The 22,825-nt window shown below is 69.8% G+C and carries 18 protein-coding genes and 2 pseudogenes; 16 read left to right on the top strand and 4 right to left on the bottom strand.

What is annotated here, in order from left to right; all coding sequences use genetic code 11:
* Positions 1-483 (bottom strand): MarR family winged helix-turn-helix transcriptional regulator, encoded by a 483-nt coding sequence (locus tag RZ50_RS05275; RefSeq protein WP_196952364.1) that lies wholly within the window; start codon positions 481-483, stop codon positions 1-3.
* Between the two features lie 341 nt (positions 484-824).
* Here RZ50_RS05275 and ilvA point away from each other — a divergent pair, with 341 nt between their 5' ends.
* From ilvA to RZ50_RS05260, 3 genes are all read left to right on the top strand, one after another.
* Positions 825-2,036: a threonine ammonia-lyase gene (gene ilvA / locus RZ50_RS05270; RefSeq protein WP_196952365.1), complete on the top strand. Its 1,212-nt coding sequence runs from the start codon at positions 825-827 to the stop codon at positions 2,034-2,036.
* 164 nt (positions 2,037-2,200) lie between these two features.
* Positions 2,201-3,289 (top strand): ATP-binding cassette domain-containing protein, encoded by a 1,089-nt coding sequence (locus RZ50_RS05265; RefSeq protein WP_196952366.1) that lies wholly within the window; start codon positions 2,201-2,203, stop codon positions 3,287-3,289.
* A gap of 1 nt (position 3,290) precedes the next feature.
* A complete protein-coding gene (locus RZ50_RS05260; protein WP_196952367.1) occupies positions 3,291-4,148 on the top strand; it encodes an ABC transporter permease in 858 nt (285 codons plus the stop codon).
* 120 nt (positions 4,149-4,268) lie between these two features.
* Here the strand turns inward: RZ50_RS05260 and greA are convergent, their stop codons facing one another.
* Positions 4,269-4,769: a transcription elongation factor GreA gene (gene greA / locus RZ50_RS05255; RefSeq protein WP_196952368.1), complete on the bottom strand. Its 501-nt coding sequence runs from the start codon at positions 4,767-4,769 to the stop codon at positions 4,269-4,271.
* A gap of 303 nt (positions 4,770-5,072) precedes the next feature.
* Positions 5,073-5,486 (bottom strand): DUF4307 domain-containing protein, encoded by a 414-nt coding sequence (locus RZ50_RS05250; RefSeq protein ID WP_196952369.1) that lies wholly within the window; start codon positions 5,484-5,486, stop codon positions 5,073-5,075.
* A 246-nt stretch (positions 5,487-5,732) separates the two neighbouring features.
* Between RZ50_RS05250 and mca the strand changes: the two genes are divergently transcribed.
* The 11 genes and pseudogenes from mca (at position 5,733) to RZ50_RS05195 (ending at position 20,133) form a co-directional block, all read left to right on the top strand.
* The gene (gene mca, locus RZ50_RS05245) at positions 5,733-6,638 is read left to right on the top strand and encodes a mycothiol conjugate amidase Mca (RefSeq protein WP_196952370.1); all 906 of its coding nucleotides are present in this window, start codon (positions 5,733-5,735) and stop codon (positions 6,636-6,638) included.
* A 49-nt stretch (positions 6,639-6,687) separates the two neighbouring features.
* Positions 6,688-6,879, top strand: coding sequence for a hypothetical protein (locus tag RZ50_RS05240; protein ID WP_196952371.1), 192 nt, complete (start codon positions 6,688-6,690; stop codon positions 6,877-6,879).
* A 191-nt stretch (positions 6,880-7,070) separates the two neighbouring features.
* Positions 7,071-7,229, top strand: a pseudogene (locus RZ50_RS05235) (DUF255 domain-containing protein); the annotation flags it as partial.
* Between the two features lie 885 nt (positions 7,230-8,114).
* Complete coding sequence (locus tag RZ50_RS05230; protein ID WP_196952372.1) at positions 8,115-9,464, top strand: DNA cytosine methyltransferase; 1,350 nt, start codon at positions 8,115-8,117, stop codon at positions 9,462-9,464.
* Complete coding sequence (locus RZ50_RS30060) at positions 9,461-10,255, top strand: very short patch repair endonuclease (RefSeq protein WP_308271425.1); 795 nt, start codon at positions 9,461-9,463, stop codon at positions 10,253-10,255. Before RZ50_RS05230 ends, RZ50_RS30060 begins: the two co-directional genes overlap by 4 nt.
* A gap of 483 nt (positions 10,256-10,738) precedes the next feature.
* Positions 10,739-13,081, top strand: coding sequence for an ATP-binding protein (locus RZ50_RS05220; protein WP_254802264.1), 2,343 nt, complete (start codon positions 10,739-10,741; stop codon positions 13,079-13,081).
* Positions 13,078-14,757: a DEAD/DEAH box helicase family protein gene (locus tag RZ50_RS05215; RefSeq protein WP_196952374.1), complete on the top strand. Its 1,680-nt coding sequence runs from the start codon at positions 13,078-13,080 to the stop codon at positions 14,755-14,757. The genes RZ50_RS05220 and RZ50_RS05215 overlap by 4 nt, the downstream gene beginning before the upstream one ends.
* Positions 14,754-15,353 (top strand): hypothetical protein, encoded by a 600-nt coding sequence (locus RZ50_RS05210; protein WP_196952375.1) that lies wholly within the window; start codon positions 14,754-14,756, stop codon positions 15,351-15,353. The genes RZ50_RS05215 and RZ50_RS05210 overlap by 4 nt, the downstream gene beginning before the upstream one ends.
* 12 nt (positions 15,354-15,365) lie before the next feature.
* Entirely contained in the window at positions 15,366-16,688 is a 1,323-nt protein-coding gene (locus RZ50_RS05205) for an RNA polymerase subunit sigma-70 (protein ID WP_196952376.1), read from the top strand.
* Between the two features lie 464 nt (positions 16,689-17,152).
* A pseudogene (locus RZ50_RS05200) lies at positions 17,153-19,230 on the top strand (thioredoxin domain-containing protein).
* A gap of 39 nt (positions 19,231-19,269) precedes the next feature.
* Positions 19,270-20,133, top strand: coding sequence for a GNAT family N-acetyltransferase (locus RZ50_RS05195; protein WP_217680273.1), 864 nt, complete (start codon positions 19,270-19,272; stop codon positions 20,131-20,133).
* A gap of 91 nt (positions 20,134-20,224) precedes the next feature.
* On the opposite strand, the gene RZ50_RS05190 is transcribed toward RZ50_RS05195, so the two are convergent.
* Entirely contained in the window at positions 20,225-21,157 is a 933-nt protein-coding gene (locus RZ50_RS05190; protein WP_196952381.1) for a hypothetical protein, read from the bottom strand.
* A gap of 272 nt (positions 21,158-21,429) precedes the next feature.
* On the opposite strand from RZ50_RS05190, the gene RZ50_RS05185 reads away from it, so the two are divergent.
* On the top strand, positions 21,430-22,086 hold the full coding sequence (locus RZ50_RS05185; RefSeq protein WP_196952377.1) for a papain-like cysteine protease family protein: 657 nt from the start codon (positions 21,430-21,432) through the stop codon (positions 22,084-22,086).
* A gap of 9 nt (positions 22,087-22,095) precedes the next feature.
* Positions 22,096-22,825, top strand: a 730-nt coding sequence (locus tag RZ50_RS05180; RefSeq protein ID WP_196952378.1) for a hypothetical protein, incomplete at its 3' end; no start/stop codon positions are given.

Raw genomic sequence — 22,825 nt, 5'->3', positions numbered from 1 at the left:
TTACTGCCCCTGCCGGTCCGCGGAGTACGACTCCATCGCGTGGTTGAAGCGGGCCAGCAGGGCGCAGAACGCGTGCTGTTCCTCGGGCGGCCAGTCGGCCACCAGGTGCCGGGCCAACTCGGCCCGGCAGTCCCGGACTTCGGCGAGCCTGCCGCAGCCGCCCGGGGTCAGCGCGAGCCGTACCGCACGGCGGTCGGCCGGGTCCTGCACCCGGCCGACCAGCCCGGCCGCGACCAGGGGGGCGACCTGCCGGGTCACCGTGGAGGAGTCCACGCCGAGGGCCTCGGCGAGCGCCTTGACGTTCGCCGGCCCGTGCCGCTCCAGGCGGTCGAGCAGGAGGTAGGCGGCCCGGTCCAGTGCGCCGAGGCCGCCGCCGGAGGTCCGGACCTGTTCCATCCGGCGGGCGAACAGCGCCAGTTGGTACTGGAGTTGGGTGTGCACGGGTTCGGTTCGGTCGGTGGCCTGGGGCGAGGGCGTCGTCATCGCGGCTCACGATCGTCATGCGGTGAGGGAGGCTCAGAAGCAGCAGCGTACGCGGGCGGAGCGGGCCCGGGAACAGGACCGACGTCCCCGGTTGCCGGTGCGGGCACCCGGGGGGGCGCTCCGTGTGGGCAGGCCGGGCGCGCGACGCCGGGGCGCGCACCTCGCCGCGTTGTCGTCGGTCGCCGATGGCCCCCAGCCTTCGGCCGGGAGGTGCCCCCACCGCATGGACTCTCCCCCAGCCTTCGGCCGGGAGGTGCCCCCATCCTCCGCCTTGCGATGCACGCACCCCAACGCCGCGCGCTGATCCGGCCCGCCCACACGGAGCGCCCTACGCTGGCCCCATGCACAACTGGCCGATCACCCTCGACGACGTCCGCGGCGCCCAGAAGATGCTCGCCGGGGTCGCCCGGGTGACCCCGATGGAGGGCAGCCGGCACCTGTCCGGACTGATCGGCGCGCCGGTCCACCTGAAGTGCGAGAACCTCCAGCGCACCGGGTCCTTCAAGCTGCGCGGGGCGTACGTGCGGATCGCGGGACTCTCACCGGTGCAACGGGCCGGCGGGGTGGTGGCGGCGAGCGCCGGGAACCACGCCCAGGGGGTGGCGCTGGCGGCCTCGCTGCTGGGGGTGCGCTCGACCGTCTTCATGCCGGTCGCGGCGCCGCTGCCGAAGGTCGCGGCCACCCGCGAGTACGGCGCCGAGGTGCGGCTGCACGGCGCGACCGTGGACGAGGCGCTGATGGCCGCGCAGCGGTACTCGGAGGCGACCGGCGCGGTGTTCATCCACCCCTTCGACCACTGGGACGTGGTCACCGGCCAGGCGACGGTGGGTCTGGAGATCCTGGAGCAGTGCCCGGAGGTGCGCACCATCCTGGTCGGGGTGGGTGGCGGCGGGCTGCTGGCCGGGATCGCGGCGGCGGTCAAGCCGCTGCGGCCGGACGTCCGGGTGATCGGGGTGCAGGCGGCCGGGGCGGCCGCGTACCCGCCCTCGCTGGCGGCGGGGCGGCCGGTCTCGCTGGAGCACTACGCCACGATGGCCGACGGGATCATGGTCGGGCGCCCCGGCGACATCCCGTTCGAGGTGGTCAACACGCTGGCGGACGGCATCCGCACGGTCTCCGAGGACGCGCTGTCCCGGGCCCTGCTGCTCGGCCTGGAGCGGCTGAAGCTGGTGGTCGAGCCGGCCGGGGCGGCTCCGATCGCGGCGCTGTTGGAGCAGCCGGACTCGTTCGAGGGGCCGGTGGTGGCGGTGCTGTCCGGCGGCAACATCGACCCGCAGCTGATGCAGCGGGTGCTGCGGCACGGGCTCGCGGCGGCCGGGCGCTACCTGTCGCTGCGGGTGCGGCTGGCGGACAAGCCGGGCTCGCTGGCGGACCTGCTGGCGGTGCTGACCAGGGTGGACGCCAACGTGCTGGACGTCGCGCACGTGCGGATCGACCCGCGGCTGGGGCTGACCGAGGTCGAGGTGGACCTGCACCTGGAGACCAAGGGGCCGGAGCACTGCGCGCTGGTGGTCGGCGAGCTGCGGGACGCGGGGTACGTGGTCTCCGGCTGAATTCAGCGCCCTCCCCATAATCCCCTTGACGCGATGTATCGCGAGTTGCCAGACTCGCGATACATCGCGTTCTCTCTCCGCGGATGAGAACCGAGCCGCCCACCTGTCCGAGAACCGGCCGGAGCTGGACAGATCGCCCACCATCCGAGGAGATGAGGCAGGCCATGGCGCCAGCCATCCAAGCCGAGAACCTGGTGAAGACCTTCGGCGACGTGCGAGCCCTGGACGGCGTCAGTCTCGACGTCCCCGAGGGCACGGTGCTCGGGCTGCTCGGCCCGAACGGTGCCGGCAAGACCACCACCGTGCGCGTCCTCACCACACTGCTGCGCCCCGACTCCGGCCGCGCGGTGGTCGCCGGCGTCGACGTGCTCAAGCACCCGAACCGGGTGCGCAGCCTGATCGGCCTGTCCGGCCAGTACGCGGCCGTCGACGAGTACCTGACCGGCTTCGAGAACCTCACGATGGTCGGCGAGCTGTACCAGATGCGCACCCGCGACGCGAAGGCCCGCGCGCTGGAGCTGCTGGAGTGGTTCAACCTCACCGAGGCCAAGGACCGCACCGCCAAGACCTACTCCGGCGGCATGCGCCGCCGCCTGGACCTCGCCGCCGCGCTGGTCGTCCGGCCGCCGGTGATGTTCCTGGACGAGCCGACCACCGGCCTCGACCCTCGCAACCGGCTCGCGCTCTGGGAGGTCATCGAGACCCTGGTCGAGCAGGGCACCACGCTGCTGCTCACCACCCAGTACCTGGAGGAGGCCGACCGGCTCGCCCACGACATCGCCGTGGTCGACCACGGCCGGGTGATCGCCCGCGGCACCGCCGACCAGCTCAAGGCGCAGATCGGCGGCGAGCGGATCGAGGTCGTGGTGCACGACCCGGGCCTGGTCGCGGACGCCGTCGCGGCGCTGTCCGGGTACGCGCTGGGCGAGCCCGCGGTGGAGCGGAACACCCGGAAGATCACCGTGCCGGTCAGCGGCGGCGCCCGGGTGCTCGCCGACGCCATCCGCGAACTGGACGGCCGCGGCATCGAGATCGACGACATCGGCCTGCGCCGCCCCACCCTGGACGACGTCTTCCTCACCCTCACCGGGCGCGTCGCGGAGGCGGCCGAGGAGGACAGGGGCGCCGACCCCAAGGGACGCGGCCGGAGCGGCCGGGGCCGCGGGAGGAGCACCGACGGAGCGGACGGCGCGGACGGCGTCGAGGGCCCGGAACCGGACAAGCAGGCCGTCGCGGCCGGAGGGGACCGCTGAGATGAGCACCGTCACCGAACACGCCATCGGCCCGGCGGCGCCGACACCCCGCCGGGGCCTGTCCGCCACCCTGCACGACTCCTGGGTGGTCGCGAAGCGCAATCTGCGCCGGATGTCCCGGATACCCGAGATCGTGGTCTTCGGGCTGATGCAGCCGGTCATGTTCGTGCTGCTGTTCTCGTACGTCATGGGCGGGGCGATCAACATCCCCGGGGCGGACTCCAGCTCCGACACGTACATCCAGTTCCTGATGGCCGGCATCTTCGCCCAGACCGTCACCTTCGCCGTCGCCGGTGCCTCGGCCGGCATCGCGGAGGACATGACCAAGGGCCTGGTGGACCGCTTCCGCTCGCTGCCGATGGCCCGCTCGGCGGTGCTGGTCGGCCGCACCCTCGCGGACCTGTGCCAGACCGCGTTCACCGTGATCGTGCTGGCGCTGGTCGCGCTGCTGGTCGGCTGGCGGATCCACGACGGGGCGCTCAAGGCGCTCGGAGCGTTCGGCCTGCTGCTCCTGCTCGGCTACGCCTTCTCCTGGATCGGCGCGCTGATCGGGCTGTCGGTGCGCAGCCCCGAGGCGGCCACCTCGGCCGGGCTGATCTGGCTGTTCCCGCTGACCTTCGTGTCCAACGCCTTCGTGCCGGTCAGCTCGATGCCGGGCTGGCTGGAGGGCGTCGCGTACTGGAACCCGTTCAGTGCCACCGTGCAGGCCTGCCGGGACCTCTTCGGCAACCAGATCGGGCCGGTGGACAGCGCCTGGCCGATGCAGCACGCGGCGCTGGTGTCGGTGCTGTGGTCGGTGGTGATCACGGTGGTGTTCTCCTGGCTGTCGGTGCGCAAGTACCGCTCGGCCGTGGGCTGAACCGTTTCCGCGGACGCGTGCGCGAGTTCCGCGCGCACGAGTTCCGCGTGTTCCGTATGCACGAGGGCGGCCGTGGAGTCCTGGACTCCACGGCCGCCCTCGGCGGTGTTCGTTGCGGGATCAGCCGGCGTGCGGCACGACCTTGACGATCTTCACCATGGCCGGCTTGCCGTTCGGCATCTCGTAGGTGGCCTCGTCACCGATCTTCTTGCCGTCGATCGCGCGGCCCAGCGGGGACTGCGGCGAGTAGACGTCCAGGTCGTCGGCGCCCGCGACCTCGCGCGAGGCGAGCAGGAACTCCATCAGGTCGTCCTCGTCGCCGTCGAACGCGACCGTGACGACCATGCCCGGGGCCACCACACCCGAGTCGGCCGGGGCCTCGCCGACCTTGGCGCGCTCCAGCAGCTGGGTCAGCTGACGGATGCGCAGCTCGTACTTGCCCTGCTCCTCCTTCGCCGCGTGGTAGCCGGCGTTCTCCTTGAGGTCGCCCTCCTCGCGCGCCGCCTCGATCTTCTGGGCGATCTCGATGCGCCAGGGCCCGGTCAGGTGATCCAGCTCGGCCTTGAGCTGGTCGTAGCCGGCCTGAGTGAGCCAGGTCACGTTCTCACTGGTCTGGGTCACGGGTGCTCCTCGTAGGTGCTGGGGCTGTGCTGAGGGTGTGAGTCGTCAGCAGGGTCGTCGTCGATATCGGTCTTAACTACAAAGCAACGCCCGCTCCCGTACCATCCGGTGCGGAAGGGGCGAAACCACGAGCCTAACAAGTCCTGCCGACAAGCGGGAGGGGCGTGACCGCGTCATTGACGGCACGGTTACGCCGGGATGTACAGGAACGGCCCGTACCGGAACGCGGAGCGGGACTTCCTACGGATGCCCGCTCCCGTGAACGAATATGCGTCCCGCGGCGATCCCACCCGCCACGCGGGGCTACTTGGTCGGCGTGCAGCCCAGCAGCTCGGCGGTGGTGCCGCGGGCGGTGGTGCGCAGGGTGACGGTCGCGTCGTAGCTTGACCCGGTCGCCGGGACGGGGAAGTCGGCCACCCCGACCACCCCGTGGTCGTCGCCCTGGGAGCGGACCGTGCAGGTGCCGGCCTGCCCGTCGCTCTTGCGCACGGTGAGGTGCAGCTGGACCTCGGAGTCGGAGAGCACCTGGAAGGTCGGCACCGAGCCGTTGATCTTCGTCTCGCGCAGCAGGTAGGAGCCGCCCAGCCAGGCGATCAGGCCCAGGCCGAGCACGCCGCAGACCGCGCCGATCACCTTCAGGCGGCGGTCCGACTCGTTGTTGCCACGTCGGCCGTAGCGACCCTCGGGCGGCTGCGCGGCGGTGGTCGGTTGAGTCATCGGACCTCGTCCTCTCCTAGGGAGGGGTCGCGCGGGGTGCTGCGGGGGGAATGCGACGCCTCTCCAGTCCGTCACTATAGGAGGGGCACGCCCGCGGCCGATCCGGCGGGGGCGGGGCTCGGCCCGTCGGCGAGGAGCCGGCGGGCCTGCCTTGCGGCGACGCGGCCCCGAACCGATCGGTTCGTACGGTGGTGTGGGCAGACCGGCCTGGCGGAACGCCCGACGATGTGGAAGGAACGCACGGCGTTGACTGAGCAGTTGCGACTGATGGCGGTGCACGCCCACCCGGACGACGAGTCCAGCAAGGGCGCGGCCACCATGGCCATGTACGTCGAGCACGGAGTGGACGTGCTCGTGGCCACCTGCACCGGGGGTGAGCGCGGGTCGGTTCTCAACCCCAAGCTCCAGGGGGACCCGTACATCGAGCAGAACATCCACGAGGTCCGGCGCAAGGAGATGGACGAGGCGCGGGCGATCCTCGGCATCAAGCAGGCCTGGCTGGGCTTCGTCGACTCCGGCCTGCCGGAGGGCGACCCGCTGCCCCCGCTGCCCGAGGGCTGCTTCGCCCTCCAGGACGTCAAGGAGGCGGCCGAACCGCTGGTCCGGCTGATCCGCGAGTTCAAGCCGCAGGTCATCACGACCTACGACGAGAACGGCGGCTACCCGCACCCGGACCACATCATGACCCACAAGATCACCATGCTGGCCTTCGACGCCGCCGGGGACCCGGACGCGTACCCCGAGGCCGGCGAGCCCTGGCAGCCGCTGAAGCTGTACTACAACCACGGCTTCCCGATGGGTCGCATCCGGGCCCTGCACCAGTACCTCACCGAGCACGGCCACGACTCCCCGTACGGCGAGTGGATCGCCGGCTGGGAGAAGAGCGGTCGCAAGGAGCGCGAGATCACCACCCGGGTGCGCTGCGACGACTGGTTCGAGACCCGCGACCGCGCGCTGATCGCCCACGCCACCCAGATCGACCCGGACGGGCCGTGGTTCCGCGTCCCGCTGGAGGTCCAGCGCGAGGTCTGGCCCACCGAGGACTACGAGCTCGCCCGTACCCTGATCGACGTGGACCTGCCGGAGGACGACCTGTTCGCCGGCCTGCGCACCCCCACCCTGGCGGCCGAGGTCGCCGACACGCGCGACTGACACACCCCCCGACGGCCCGGCTCGCCGTGAGCCGGGCCACCATAGAGATATGAGTGCCTCCGTGAACCTCGTCCACCTCGCCGCTGACCTCGCTGTCGACGACGCCAAGGTCACCCCCGGTCTCCTCGGTTTCGTCGTCTTCGCCGCGCTCGGCGTGGCGACCTGGTTCCTGGCCAAGTCCATGAACCGGCAGTTCAAGAAGGTCGACTTCGCGGAGGAGCCCGAGGCCCCCAAGGAGTGAACCCGGCGCCCCGCCGCAGCGCGCCCGGCGGGCTGCCCGTCGGCGCCGGCGATCCGGGCCCCGCGTCCGTGAGGTCCGGGTCGCGATGTCACCGGAAGGGGTGAGGCGTCGACCCCGCCGAACCGGCCCGAGCGGGCTCCCATGCCCGCGCCGGTCACGCCGCCGGCCGCCGGATACGCGAGGATGGGGGCATGCCGAACCGTCTCGCGGACGCGACCTCGCCGTACCTGCTGCAGCACGCCGACAACCCGGTCGACTGGTGGCCGTGGGGGGTGGAGGCGTTCGAGGAGGCGCGGCGGCGCGGAGTGCCGGTACTGCTGTCGGTCGGGTACGCGGCGTGCCACTGGTGCCAGTACGCGAGTGGGTAGTACCGGCGTGTACACCGACGGTGGGGAGTCGGTCCGTGCGACGCGAGCGGTGGCCGAAGCCACGAAGGCGTCCGAGGCGGAGAAGCGGGCTGTGTACGCTGTGGGGCCGAGCGTGCGAGCGCGTCGTCACTGCGCGACGACAAGGCGCAGGCGGGTGTGCCGGTTTGGAGTAGGGCCAATCGTGACGCACCCGTTCCTCTCCGCGGGGTTCAAGAACTCGACGAGGAACTCGCGTCGAGCTTGCGTTAAGCGATCCGCGATCCAGGCACCGCACAGGAGGGCGCCCTCGACACGGGCGTCTTCTCGCGGAGGCCCGAGAACGTGAGGCCCGGGGCGGTGCGCTTGAGCGACGAAAGCGGACCGGGGCGCTGTCGGCGTCGGGCTGGCGCGAACCCCTACGTAACCCTGGGACGGCTCAGTGTGGCGCAATGGGCGATCACAATGATCGAAGAGCTTTGCTCCGCGCCATCGATGTAGCCGCGGTGTGGGACACTGCCAGGCTGGCCCTGGTCAGGACTCGGCCTCGCCGGGCGCATCGTCGTCCCCGGTCCCCCGGTCCCGGCTTTCGGTAGCCGTCCGTGGGATGCCGAGAGGTCCTCCGCCACGTAAGGGCACGAGAAGGTCTTGTCGCTTGGCGAGATCGATCCCCGAGCCTCCCCGAGATCTTCGTCATGTTGGGGGCGAAGCTCCGGCTTCCCCGGGAGCCCTGCTGTCGCTGTCATGACACCTGTTGCCCTACTCGTGATCATTGTCGGTGGTAGCGGTGTGGAGGTTACGACATCACAGTGGTTTCTTCTGGCGGATGGGTAAGTACTGTCACCACTCCGCGGTATGGTTCTAGCTGCGCTGAACTGCTAGGAGCGGATAATGGAACGGACATCGGTAGAGCTCTTCGCGGGCGGAGGCGGTCTGGTTCAGGCCAGCACGAACACCGGGTTCCGGCACCTGCTGCTGAACGAGTTCGCGAAGAGGGCGTGCCAGACGCTGGAAGGCAACCGCTTCGAAGCCTTTCCCGAGGATGTCGACTCCGAGGTGTTGGCCAAGTGGCTGGATGCGATCGACAAGCAACGGGCCGAGGGGGCCGGGATTGCCGGCCCGGGGGAGAGGCCGCACTACCCACCCCTGGTCACAGGTGACGTCCGCAAGCTGGACATGAGGTTCCTCCAGGAGCGCGGAGTCGACCTCCTGACGGGAGGCCCTCCGTGCCAGCCCTTCAGCCTCGGTGGTGTCGCCAGGGGCGATGAGGACGAGCGCAACATGTTCCCCGAGATGTTCCGGGCGGTGCGAGAGATCCGTCCCAAGGCTGTGATCTGCGAGAATGTGCGAGGTCTTACGCGACCATCCTTCAACCCGTATTTCCAGTACATCAAGCGCGAGCTGTCCCTGCCGTTCGTGAAGCGCCGGGAGGGCGCCACATGGCAGGAGCACGATCGTGTGTTGGGGGAGCGGCTCAGGGCGAGGGACACGGACCCCGCTGAGACCTACGAGGTGACTCAGCACGATGTCAACGCGGCGGATTATGGGGTCCCACAGATCCGCAATCGTGTGATCCTCTTGGCGTTCCGCGCTGACCTGGATGTGGACCCCGATCTGGTCAAGCGGGCTGTCGCGCGCACTCACTCCCACGCGGCCCTCGCGCGATCGATTCTCGAGGGTACCTACTGGCGCCGCCACAAGGAGGCGGGCGCCAGAATTCCGAAGCGGGTCATCGACCTGGTGACGTCGCGCTACGAGAACGAGCAGTTGACCTTCGAGAGCGGAGACGACGAGCTCAAGCCTTGGCTCACCCTTCGAGACGCGATTTTGGGCCTCCCCGAGATCAACCCCCGCATGCTGGACAAGACGACGGAGCAAGGCGACTTTCCTGACCACGTCGGGTGGCCCGGAGCCAGGATCTACGACGGGCACACGCCTAATGAACTCGATCGGCCGGCCAAGACCGTCAAAGCCGGTGTACACGGTGTGCCCGGCGGCGAGTCGGTCATGCAACTCGACAATCAGGTGCGCGACGAGAACACAGGCCTGATGCGTCCTGAGTACCGGTACATGACCGTGCGCGAGGCCGCCAGGGTCATGACATTCGGCGACCGGTGGAGCATGGCAGGCCCACGCGGTGAGCGCATGCGGCAGCTGGGCAACGCGGTTCCAGTGAAACTGGGCGAGGTCTTCACCAGAGCCGTCGCGAAGGCTCTCGCCGATGCGGAGCAGCGCTCGTGAAACACGCCGCCTCCCGACAAGAGGGCTGGAAGGACAAGCCGCCACCCGAGAGGGCATGGCGAGGCCGTCAGGGGCGGAGCAGGAAGGCGATCATCGCCGAGCAGGATCGTGCCGCGGGTGGTCGCGAGGAACGCTACGTTAAGCGTGAGGACGGGGAATACGCGCTGGGCTCGATCACGTTGAAGCTGTTGCCCAGCACTCGCCGTATCCGGGCCTATCTCCGCTGGTCGGAGGGTGGCCGGTCGCCAGCTCTATACGTCGGTGAGGTCGAGCACCTGACGCGAGCGGCGAATCTCGAGCAGGCATGGAAGATCGCCAAGGACCGGGACATGGCCGGGAAGCGTCCTGTCCCCGAAGAGTCGTGGGCGTCGTCATCCGCCACACGATCGGTGATGCGCGGGAACCGGGGCCGAGACACGGCGCCGGAACTGCGGATCCGCTCCCTGCTGTACCGAGATGGCTTGCGCTATCGCGTGTCCGCCCGACCGCTTCCCGGCGTGCGGCGAACCGCCGACCTGGTCTTCACTCGGGCTCGCGTCGCCGTCTTCGTTGATGGCTGCTTCTGGCACGGCTGCCCTGAGCACTGCCGTCCTGCGCATACGAACAGCGACTTCTGGCGTGCGAAGATCGACGGAAACCGGGCAAGGGACGCCCAGACCGATCAGCTTCTGGCGGATGCGGGATGGCATGCCATCAGGATCTGGGAGCACGAGGATCCTTTGCTAGCGGCGCGTCGGGTCGCCGCGGCCGTTCGCGGTTTTGCGGTTCAGGATGACCACAGCATCCCTTGACGTGGGAGGTCGTTGATCGCGTCTGACACGCGGTGGAGGACGATGCGACCGTCTCCGTCGCTGAACGCGAGCAGGCCCTCCCCGATGTTGAGGCCGGCCTCGGCCAGCAGCCCAAGGGCAGTTCGACGCGCCTCATCGGACTCTACGAATACCTCGGCGGGTTCACGGATCACAAGATGAGCCTCCCAAGAGCCGTCGGTGCCCATCACCAGCCCTGCTGCCCCTGAACACGCGTTGCAGTCGTGATGATCCGTTGATCGCACCGCGAGCCGTGTCCTTGTTCCATCAAGTGAGCCCAGTGGCGAACAACTTGGCGCGCGATGCCAGTGGTGCCCGCTACTCTCTTCATCACGCGTACGGCTCTCCCCGAGCCGCGCGTCGAAACGCGGCCCGCGGTAGGGCCCTCTTCGGCGTGCCTACGCGACATGAGGACAGGGGGCCCGTCCACCTATGAAGATCACTCCTTCCGCACGCGTGCTGCGCATGCTGGGTGAGATCGAGTTCGACGAGTGGCAGTGCATCGCGGAGCTGATCGACAACGCCTTTGACGACTTCACGGAGATCCATCGGTCCGGGACTCCCTGGGCGGGCGGGTATCGCGTCAGCGTCGAACTCCCCGACTCGGCTCAGGGTCAACTCGTGATCACCGACACGGGGCGCGGCATGACGTATGACCGCCTTGAGCGGGCCGTGCGGGCCGGCTGGTCGGGCAACGACATGCACGACAAGCTCGGCCTCTTCGGTATGGGGTTCAACGTCTCCACGGCCCGGCTCGGGAAGCGCACGCGGGTCTTGACCACGCGGCAGGGCGACACCGAGTGGATCGGCGTGGAGATCGACCTGGACCGCATCGGAGACGACTTCGAGGCGGAGGACATTACGGAGCCGAAGACCGACCCCAACGAGCACGGCACCCGCATCGTCATCAGCCGCCTCCACCCCACGCGCGCTCGGTGGCTGAACAAGAATGGCTCGGCCCTGCGCAACATCTTGGGACAGGTCTACTCCTGGATGTTCCTGAACCGTCCGTTCGAGCTGTGGGTCGGCGGCTTCCAGGTGAAGCCCGTGCGGCATTGCCGGTGGGGCGACGACCGCTCGGTCCTCTACAACAACAAGGAGCGGATCCCCGCCTACATCGAGATCGATCAGAAGCTGGAGAACGGTCTCGCCTGCGGCGACTGCGGGCAGTGGCAGCTCACCGATCGGGACACGTGTGAGGACTGCGGGAGCGATCGGCTCACCATTCGCGAGCGCCGGGTGCACGGGTGGCTCGGCATCCAGCGGTACATGCACAAGCACGACTACGGGATCGACTTCCTGCGTAACGGTCGCAAGATCCTCCGCTGGGACAAGCAGCTCTTCACCTGGCGCAACCCGGACGGCGCGGTGGGCAACGAGGAGCCGGAGTACCCGGTGGACCTTGCTCACCAGGGCGGCCGCATCATCGGGGAGATCCACCTCGACCACGTCCCGGTCACCTACCAGAAGGACGCGTTCGAGTACGGCGACCGCAGCTGGCGATCGGCGGTCGAGATCGTGAGGGGAGTCGCGCCGCTACTGCCCCAGCGCGCGGCGAACCTTGAGTACGAGGAGAACACCAGCCCGCTCGCGCTCCTCTTCAAGGGCTTCCGTCGTAACGACGCCGGCCTTCGGTATCTGGTTCCGGGTGACGGCCGTAAGCCGATCCATGACGACACTCGCCGGTGGGGGCAGGAGTTTCACCGGGGCAACCCCGATTACGAGAGCGATGAGCGCTGGTGGCAGGCGGTAGAGGACCACGAGGCGGCCAAGAGCAGGGGCAAGAACGCCAAGGCGGCCGCCGCCACCCCGGGGAGGCCTGACGAGGCGGCGGTGATGGAAGCGCTCGGTTTCAGCGGAATGGACACCGGCAAGCCCAACACTCCAGTGGAAGGTGCGGACGAATCGAAGCTCGGCACCGTGGCTCAGTCGCCGGAGGATGGTGACCCGTCCGCTCCCGCCGCTTCGGCCTCGGAACGACGTCCGGAGACCAGGCAGGAACGCGTCACGCGCTACACGGAGCACTCGACCACTTACCCGGCCCTGAGTCGCTCCTTCGGCCACCCGCGCATCGGATTCGTCGAAGTCGAGACGCGTCAGTTGACGGCGGGCTTGACGGACGAGAACCTGCATCCCACGCCGGTCCTACTCGATCAGCGTGCCGGCAACAGCCTCGTGGCGTTCCTCGACCTTGGTCACCCGATCTTCCAGAAGTTCGGTGCGGACCCTGCGGACCTGCTGCTTGCGGAGATCGCGGCGCTGCTCAGGGTGCGGGCGGAGACGGAGTGGAGCCACTCCGAGCTGATCTCCGCGATCCGGGCGGAGTCGCTGCCCGCCACCGCTCTGGACGCCCAGATGATCAGTGCCGAGGCGCAGGAACTTCTGGCCGAGATCCGTCACCGGATGGTGTCCGAGCTGGACCGTACGGGCGAGGCCGAGAAGGCGTATCACTACCTCTCGCCGGACGAACTCACCGCGACCGAGCACGCCATGATCGCCAATGGCAAGGTGACCCGTACGGCCGACCTTGGCACGAGCGGCGAGTTCCTGCTCCACGTGCCCGCGTTGTTCCTCGTTCGTCTCGTCGAGTCGCTGCCGTCGGCGTTCATGGACGGCCGTGTCTTCCAGGGCGTCTACGAGGGTGTCGCCTCCGCTTCCGCGCGGCGGCTCAGCCTGGCTCGCACGGTCGGCTACCTCTCCGACGTGGCCACCCAGGCGACCTTCGCGGGGAGCAGCTTCCCGAACCAGCTGTTGCGTACGAGGCTGAGCATCCGCCTGCTGGCCGATGATCTCGCGGAGGAGAAGTGAGCGCGGTCTTCCTCACGGCGGAGGAGCTGTTGAGGGGAGGGCCTGCAGGGCTCACCCACGCCGTGGAGCGGGCCCTCTGGCACCTCGGCTTCAACGACGTGCGCGTCATCGACGGGGCGGGCGATCATGGCGCGGACCTCCTGGCCGTGCGCGGGCGGGAGCAGTGGGTCTTCCAGTGCAAGTGGAAGGCGAGCGGGAAGGTCGACCGCAGCGGCGTGGATGACCTGGAGCGGGCTCATGCGCGCTACCGCGCGGACAAGGCCGTCCTGGTGACCAACACCGACATCAACGCCGTAGCGGCGTCGCGCCGAGTAGCGCTCAATGGTGTCGGCGTGCCGATCAGCCTTTGGCACGGCGCGACTTTGGGATCCATCGGGGAGCAGATGCCCGAGACGGTTCCCGCGAAGTACGCGCTGCGCCCATATCAGGTCGAGGCGGCGGACGCGGTGATCCGAGACCTCGACGCGAACGGCACCGCCCTGCTCGTTCTCGCGACGGGTCTTGGTAAGACGGTGGTGGGCGGAGAGATCATTAGCCGGTACCTCAAGGTCAATCCGGACGCCAAGATCCTCGTCGTCGCGCACATGAAGGAGCTCGTCGCACAGCTGGAGAAGGCGATGTGGAGGCACATCCCGAAGTCCGTTCCCACGCGCCTGCTTACTGGGGAAAGCCGACCCGAAAGCCTGGACGGGGTCGTCGTCGGAACCGTCGAATCCGTCCTGGGTGCCGTACGTGTGGGCTACCGGCCCGACCTGATCATGATCGACGAGACCCACCACGTGGCCGAGACCGGCAGGTTTGCGGAATTGCTCAATCTGTGTGGGGATGCCGGGCAGTTCGGCGTGACGGCGACGCCCTGGCGTGGTGACAAGTTTGACATCACCTCCCGCTTCGGATACGCGAGCTTCAAGATGGGCATCGCGGAGGGTATGGCTGCCGGCTACCTGTCCGCCGTCGACTATCGGCTGTATGTCGACAACATCGACTGGAACGTGGTCAGGGACGCCAGCGTGCACGGTCAGTCGATCAAGGACCTCAACAAGTCCTTGTTCCTTCCGCAGCGCGACGAGGAGATCATCGAGCACTTCCGCGAAGCGTGGAGAACCACGGTCGAGCCGAGGGCCATCGTCTTCTGTCAGACCATCGAACACGCGGAACATATGGCCCAGTTGCTTGCCGCGTCCGACTCAGCCTGGTCCAACGCCTCCTTCCTCCATAGCGCACTCCCGCGGCAGCGGCGCCAGATCCTGCTCAACGAGTTTCGGCTCGGTCGGGTGCCGGTGATCACGTGCGTCGACGTCTTCAACGAAGGTGTCGATGTCCCGGACGTCAACCTCATCGCGTTCCTGCGAGTCACGCACAGCCGACGGATCTTCGTTCAGCAGCTTGGGCGAGGGCTTCGGCTTAGCCCCGGCAAGGACGCCCTGAGGGTCCTCGACTTCGTGACCGACATTCGCAGGGTGGCGGCGACCCTGGAACTCCGGCGATCGCTGGAGGCGCAGGAGGCTCAGGTGAGCGAGCACTTGCGCGTTCGAATGCCGCACGCCTCCCGTATCCAGTTCAGCGACGAGACCGTCGGATCCCTGATGGACCACTGGATCCAGGACGCGGCAGACCTTGAGACCAAGGCGGACGAGGTCCGCCTTCAGTTCCCTCTGACGACTGGAATCGAATGACCAAGTATGCGATCCCCACAGATCTCGAAGAAGAAGTCGTTCGCTTTCTCTACAAGCGGATGGCCGACCTCAACTGGATCTACTTGCCGGACTCCGAGCGCACCCGTCACTACGTGGCATGGACGTCAGATCCGGACGTGGGAGGAAGGCTTCTGCCGTTCATCGGGAAGCCGGAGAAGATCCGGACATGGCTCAAGGACCGGCCCATGAAGGAATACGTCCGGGCCACCTACGGGGTGGGCAAGTGGGCCCCGCTCGTGGCCAAGCCCTCCACTCCGGTCAGCGAGCTCGTCGTCCGGGCTCTCGGTCCCGGCTGGACGGTCGACCTTGAAGCCCTCGTCATCAAGCCGCTTTGCGTGACGATTCGCCGCGAGGACGACGAGGAGACCGAGCGGCGCTTCGCTTGGGCCCCGATGCGTGACTTCAAGCACCTCGCATGGGCGGCCATCGCGGCGCAGGCCGGTGGCGACGCGCTGCCCTGGGTCATCTGCACGGTGGACTCCTTCGTTCGGAAGATCACCCCGGAGCAGAAGGTAACCAACGAGCGGATCGCGAAGCGGCTCGGTCTGATCAGCGCGCACGTCACTGATGGCTGAAGGGGTTGTTCGATGATGAGGGATGACGACGATTGGCTTGGCGTAGCGTGGCGCGCTCTCCCTTTTCGGTCACGTCGCGTAATCGAGGAGCGTGCGAGTGGGGTCACGCTCGGGAGCATCGGGCAGCAGCATGAGATGAGCCGCGAAAGGGTTCGCCAGCTGCTTCTGAAGGCGCAGGAACAAATCTGCGGCTACGCCGACCTATTCGTCGACGACTGGCGCGATCGCCTTGTGGCGCTTACCGCCAGTCCGGCGGTAAGCGGGTCCGAAGTGGCCGCGGCGTTGGACGTGTGCGAACACATCGCCATGGGGCTTCTCGTCCAAGCTGTTGGGGCCGAGCCTCCGTTGACTTGGGCCGGCCGTCTACACGGCTGGTGGACGCGCGACCCGAGCGCCTTGGAGGCCCGGTTGCGAGTCGGCGCGCGGGAGGCGCCGCTGCGCAGGGAGGACGTGGCGGTGGCTTTCGTGTCGGCCGGGGTGCCGGGCGACGTTCCCCTGCTGAAGCTGCTTGGGCACTCGAAGAGCCCTCTCGTGCTCGGCGTCGAGGGATCTTGGCTGCGTCGTCGCGCTCGCGGTAGGGACGCGGCCTACCTCTACCTGCTGGCGAATGGAGAGCCCTGTCGGGCCGAGGAATTGCTCGAACCAACGGGGATCGAACGGAAGCCCGCTGTCGCCGAGGCGCTCAGGAGGGACGAGAGGTTCGTGCAGCTCCGGCTGGAGGGGAAGTGGGCGCTCGCCGAATGGCCCCACTTGAACGATACTTCGTACCCAAATGCCGTCGAGGCACTCGTTGCCACACTGACCGAACTGGGGCCCTTGCCCAAAGAGGCCCTTTTCGTAAAAGTCGGCGAGCGGTACCCTGTGACGCTGTGGCGTCTCCAGCAGTGTCTGCTGGACGATAGGGTGGGCGCGACGGAAGACGGGTCGATCGACCTTGTCGCGCGCGGGGCCGTCCCTATCGAGGAGAGCGAGCCGGCTCGGCCCGCGACAATGGCCGTCGATCCTGCCGGCAACGTGTTTGGGATCCGGCTCACCGTGGACAAGGACATCCTCCGCGGTAGTGGCGTCAACGTCAGCAGCTGGCTCACATGGCAGCTCGGCATGCGGCAAGCCCCCATGGCCAGGACGTTCTCTATAGCTGGCCGCTCGGCGTCGATCGTTCTCAAACGGGGGACGAGCGCGGCCCAGCTCTCCAGCCTGAGGGTGCTGGCGAAGGAGAACGGAATGGTCGGGGGCTGCGAGTTCGTTCTCTTTCTCCGCGCGGACGATTCGACTGCGCGCATCGAGCACGCCTGTGCCCGGCAGTACTGCCGGGCGGTGAAGGCCCCTTCGTGAGTGAGGCGAAAGCGGACGGATCCGACGCATGAGCAGTGTGGGAGCAGTGCGCTGTGGAATTCCAGCCGCATGACACCGCGCTTCGACGCCAGTGGGTCGTTGTCGGTGAAGCGGCGCCGATGGCCGAGCCGTGGCGGGCCGGGTTCTTGCCGTTGCGCCAGTGCTGGTTCGCGGCGCCCTTGCCCGCCGCCCACGAAGAGGTAGCTATCTTCTTCCGATTGTGCTTGCACCAGTCGTCCGAGATCTGCGAGTACTCGATCAGGAAGGCTGCGTTGGGGCGCACCTGGGCAAGCTCGTCCGGATGGGCGAGCCCGGCGGGCCTGCCCCGCAGGTCGCGGTCGCTCGGGCCCATGTCCGCTGCGGTGGAGTGACACCTGCGTGGATGTGCTGCTTCTATGTTCTAACTTCTAAATCGGCCCCTCGGGTTCGGGGCCTCACACTCCGGATCGTGCGACGATGCCGGTATGAACCGACTCGCGAACGCGACGTCGCCGTACCTGCTCCAGCACGCCTCCAACCCGGTGGATTGGTGGCCATGGGGAGAGGAGGCGATCAATGAAGCTAAGCGGCGGGACGTGCCCATCCTCTTGAGTGTGGGCTATGCGTCCTGCCACTTATGCTTCTAAGAATTCACTGGTGCCACGTGATGGCGCACGAGAGCTTCGAGGACGCCGGGCTCGCCGGGTACCTGAACGAGCGGTTCGTCGCGGTCAAGGTGGACCGGGAGGAGCGGCCGGACGTCGACGCGGTCTACATGGAGGCCGTCCAGGCGGCGACCGGGCAGGGTGGGTGGCCGATGACGGTCTTCCTCACGCCCGACAAGGAGCCGTTCTACTTCGGCACGTACTTCCCGCCCGAGCCCCGGCACGGGATGCCGTCCTTCCGGCAGGTGCTCGAAGGCGTGGACGCGGCCTGGCGGGACCGGCGGCAGGAGGTCGGGGAGGTCGCCGGTCGGATCCGGGCCGACCTGGCCGAGCGGGCCGCCGTCTACTCGGCCGGTGCCCACCACCCGCCCGGCGAGGTGGACCTGCACCAGGCGCTGGTGGCCCTGAGCCGGGAGTTCGACCAGGCGCGCGGCGGCTTCGGCGGGGCGCCCAAGTTCCCGCCGGCCATGGTGATCGAGTTCCTGCTGCGCCACCACGCCCGGACAGGCTCGGAGGCGGCGCTGGAGATGGCCGTCCGCACCGGCGAGGCGATGGCCCGCGGCGGGATCCACGACCAGCTCGGCGGCGGCTTCGCCCGGTACGCGGTGGACGCCGGCTGGGTGGTGCCGCACTTCGAGAAGATGCTCTACGACAACGCCCTGCTGCTGCGTGCCTACCTGCACCTGTGGCGGGCCACCGGCTCCGCGCTCGCCCGCCGGGTCGCGCTGTCCACCGCGGACTTCCTGCTGCGCGAACTCCGCACGCCCGAAGGCGCGTTCGCCTCAGCGCTGGACGCCGACAGCCTCGACGAGGAGACCGGCGCGATGGCCGAGGGCGCCTACTACGCCTGGGAGCCCGGCCAGTTGGTCGACCTGCTCGGCCCCGCCGACGCGGCCACCGCCGCCCGGCTGTTCACCGTCACCGCCGACGGCACCTTCGAGCACGGCACCTCGGTGCTCCAACTCCTCGCCGAGCCCGAGGACTTCGCCGAGTACGAGGAGATCCGGCGGCGGATGTTCGAGGCCCGGGCCGCGCGCCCCGCCCCGGCCCGGGACGACAAGATCGTCGCCGCCTGGAACGGCCTCGCCATCGCCGCCCTCGCCGAGACCGGCGCCCTGCTGGAGCGCCCCGACCTAGTCGAGGCCGCCGAGCGCGCCGCCGACCTGCTGCTCGCCGTCCACCTCACCCCCGACGGGCGGCTGCTGCGCACCTCCCGGGACGGCCGGGCCGGTGCCAACGCGGGCGTTCTGGAGGACTACGCCGACACCGCCGAGGGCTTCCTCGCGCTGTACGCCGTCACCGGTGAGGCCGAGTGGCTCCAGCTGGCGGGCGGACTGCTCGACACCGTCCTCAAGCACTTCACCGACGAGGCCTCCGGCGCGCTGTACGACACCGCCGACGACGCCGAGCAGCTCATCCGCCGCCCGCAGGACCCGACCGACAACGCCACCCCGTCCGGCTGGACCGCCGCGGCCGGTGCCCTGCTCACCTACGCCGCGTACACCGGCTCCGACCGGCACCGGACGGCCGCCGAGCGCGCCCTCGGCATCGTCGGCGCGCTCGCCGGGCGGGCCCCGCGGTTCATCGGCTGGGGACTGGCCGTCGCCGAGGCGCTGCTGGACGGGCCGCGCGAGGTCGCCGTCGTCGGCCCGGCCGGGGACCGGGCGACGGAGGCGCTGCGCCGGGCCGCGCTGCTGGGGACGGCTCCGGGGGCGGTGGTCGCGGTGGGCTCGCCGGGGGATGCCGAGGCCGCCGGGGAGGTGCCGCTGCTGGCGGACCGGCCGCTGGTCGGCGGGGCGCCCGCCGCGTACGTGTGCCGGCACTTCGCCTGCGAGGCGCCGACCACCGATCCCGCGGTGCTGGCGGAGCGGCTCGGGGTCGCGGTCGGGCTCGAATAATCGTTCGCGGGTGGGCGGCCGTGCGCGCGAGGATGGGCCATGAACTGGACTTTCGGTACCTCGATCGACGATTTCCGGGCCCGGGCCGGTGAGTTCCTGGCCGCGCGCCCGGCCGAGAACACCGTCCTGCTCACTATCGTGCACCAACTGGCCGAGGAGGGGCCGGACGCGTTCGGCGACCGGCCGCCGGTCTTCGGCTGGTGGCACGCCGAGGAGGGCGGCCCGGTCGAGGGCGCCTTCGTGCAGACCCCGCCCTTCAGCCCCCAGCTGTCCTTCATGCCGGAGGCCGCCGCCGCCGAACTGGCCGTCCGACTGGCCGCCACCGGAGGTCGGTTCACCGAGGTGACCGGGGTCGGCGGGGGAGCCGGGGCGGTCCGCGCCTTCGCCTCCGCCTGGACGGCCGCCACCGGCGCCGGGCAGTCCGTCCACTCCGAGCAGCGGCTCTACCGGCTCGGCGAGTTGACCGGCCCGCCGCGCCCGCCGGCGGGCCGCCACCGGCTCGCCGAACCGGCCGACCGCGAGCTGCTGATCCGCTGGTTCGAGGAGTTCCTGGCCGAGGTCGGGGTCCAGCAGCCCAACGTGCCCAGGGCGGTGGACAGCCGGATCGCGGGCGGCCGCCTCCACCTCTGGGAGGACGAGGGCCACCCCGTCGCCATGGCCGCCACCAGCCCGGTGCTCGCCGGGATGTCCCGCATCAGCCTGGTCTTCACCCCCGCCGACCGCCGTGGCCGCGGCTACGCCAGCGGCGTCACCGCCGCCGCCTCCGCCCACGCCCTCGACCGGGGCGCCGAGGAGGTGCTGCTCTACACCGACCTCGCCAACCCCACCAGCAACTCCATCTACCAGCAGATCGGCTACCGGCCGGTGGAGGACTGCCTGCTGCTGGACTTCGAGGCACGGTAAGGGAGTTGAGCTTCTCCGCTCGGCCGCACGCCGGCCCCTTCGGGCCGAAAGGGGCCGGTTCAGGCCGAAAGGGGCCGGCGTGCGGCCGCCGTCACTCCCAGTCCCACCGGATGCCCAGGATGCAGGGCCGCAGCGCCGTCGCCATCAGGTGGACGCAGCGGTGGCCGTCGAGGGTCAGTTCCTCGGTGTCGTAGGGGGGTTCGCCCGGGGAGCGGAGGGCGAAGCGGTGGCAGCGGACGGGGAGGGCGGCGGGGTGGAAGGTCACCTGGAGGACGTACTGGCCGGCGCCGGAGTGGAAACCGCGGACGTACTCGCAGCTGGGGTCGGGGGAGGGGGCGTCGTCGAAGCCGTAGCCGAGCAGGTGGGTGTCGCCGGCGCGTAGACGGCGGTCGAGGAGGAGTTCGGCGGCGAGCAGGTGGTGGGCGTGGTCGCGGCGGATGCGGCCGGGGCGGCAGTTCTCCTCGGCTCGGACGCCGACCCGGGTGATGTCGCTGCCCGGGTCCCCCTGGTAGAGCGCGAGGTAGCGGTCGATGCCGTCGCGGTGGGCGCGCAGGGCGTGCTGGGAGTCGCGGCGGGCGAGCCGGCGGTCGGGGCCGATCCGGATGCGTTCGATGTGGGTGATGGTGTGCAGGCCGGTGTCGCGCGGACCGGCCAGGGTGGCGAGCAGCTCGTCGACGGCCGTGGGCGGGGAGATCAGGTCCCGGTAGGGGCGCACGGGCGGGCCGGCCGGGGAGGGGGCGGCGGCGCGGCGGGGGCCGAGCAGCCGGGTGAGGGAGTGCTCGGGCAGGTCGAGGACCTCCTCCAGGGCGGCGACGGCGCGCAGTGACTCGGGGCGTTCCGGACGGCGGCGGCCCTGCTGCCAGTAGCTGAGGCTGGTGACCCCGACGTGGACGCCGCGCAGTGCGAGATGACGGCGGACGCGGTGCAGGGCGAGGCCGCGGGCGGCGATGGCGGTGCGCAGGGCGAGGTGGAACGGGCCGGTGCGCAGGGCGGTGGCGAGGTCGGCGGGGTCGCTCCGATGGATGGCGGCCTCCTGAGGGGGCGGACGGAGGGGCGGGCGGGACGGCTTTTGACCGTGAATATTCACATCGGTGCGGCGGTTTGTCACCGGGGCGGGCCTGCGGCGCGGGGGTATCCCGGGCGTCGTTCACATCCCCGCCCGCCCGTTCACACCTCGATCCCGGCTGCTCCGACGGCCGTTGACCAGCCTCCGACAACGGCGCGATGCTCGGGGCGCGATCCGGACCGCGCCCCCACACAGCACCTCGCTCCACTCGTGCAAGGAGGCATTCCGCCATGCCAGTTCCACGGATACGGCTGCGCCGCGCGGTCTCACTGCTGGCCCTCGGCGTGCTGGGCCCGGCGCTCACCGCCGCGGTGGCCGCACCCGCGATTGCGGCCCCGACCCAGGACCGGGCGCAACACCGGATCAGTCGGGCCGCCGCGCCCGGCAGCACGGCCGATCTGGCCGGCACCTACAAGAAGCTCAACATCACCATGCAGCAGCAACAGCAGAGCAACTGGTGCTGGGCGGCGAGCGGGAACACCATCGCCACCTGGTTCGGCTACAACTACAGCCAGAACCAGTTCTGCAATGCTTCGTTCGGCCGCTCGCTGAACTCGACCTGCCCCAACAGCCAGGCCACGCTGGCCGATGTGCAGAACGGGCTGAGCTGGGTCGGCATCAGCCCGGGTTCGTACGTCAGCGGGTACCTGAACTACGGCACCGTGCAGTCCGAGGTGAACGCCGACCGGCCGATCGAGACCCGCATCCAGTGGAGTTCGGGCGGCGGGCACATGCACGTCCTGTACGGCTACGACACCGGCAGCAACTGGGTCTACTGGGGTGACCCGTGGCCGTCCAACTACCGCTACAACTGGGCGGACTACGGGTACTACGTGAACAACGGCACGTTCTCGTGGACCCACTCCCTGTACCGGATCGGCGCGTGAGGGGCGACCATGACCGAGCTCAGCAAGGCCCGTCGGGCCGCCGTCACCGCCCTGCTCGCCGCCGGCCTCGCGCTGGCGCTCACCCCGGCCGCCCAGGCCGACACGCCGGCCGGCGCCCCTGAACCGGTGGCCACCACCGACCTGGCCGGGGCCCGCAGCGCGGTCCAGGACCCGGCGGTGCTCGACCGGGTGGGCCACTTCTTCGCCCGCAAGGGCGTCCCGCCGACCAAGCAGCTGACCATCGGCGCCGCCGAGGAGGCCAGGGCCGCGAGCGAGGCCGCGCCCCGGCTGGCCGGGGACACCGTGCCGGTGTACACCCTGGACGCCGGCTTCGTGGCCGGCACCCCGGGCGCACCGGTGGCGAAGGCCGGGTTCACGGCGAGCAAGGTGGTCGCGGCGGACGGGCAGACCGCCTCGGTCTGGACGGTCCGCCAGGGCGACACCTGGAGGGTCGTCAACATCGCCTCCGGCGGCGACGAGAGCGACTACGCGGCGAAGGCGGCGGACAGTGGCGGCGGCACCGCCTTCCGGGAGCCGCAGGTCAACGCCTGGTACGTGCTGCGCGACGGCCGGGTGCTGCCGCTGGACGAGGAGGCCCGGCGCTCGGTGGGCGCGGGCGGCATGGCGCTGGCCGCGTACCAGCGGCTGGTGCACCAGCGGTACGGCGACAAGCTGCCCGGCTCGGCGTACGACCGGGCGGGCGAGGGCGGCGGCTACCGGCTGGACGCCGCCGCCGAGC

Origin of the sequence: Kitasatospora sp. SUK 42 (genome assembly GCF_015776785.2) — a bacterium.
Taxonomy (GTDB): domain Bacteria; phylum Actinomycetota; class Actinomycetes; order Streptomycetales; family Streptomycetaceae; genus Kitasatospora.
Note: the sequence above shows the minus strand (reverse complement) of the source record. Positions and strands in the feature narration are given on the sequence as shown.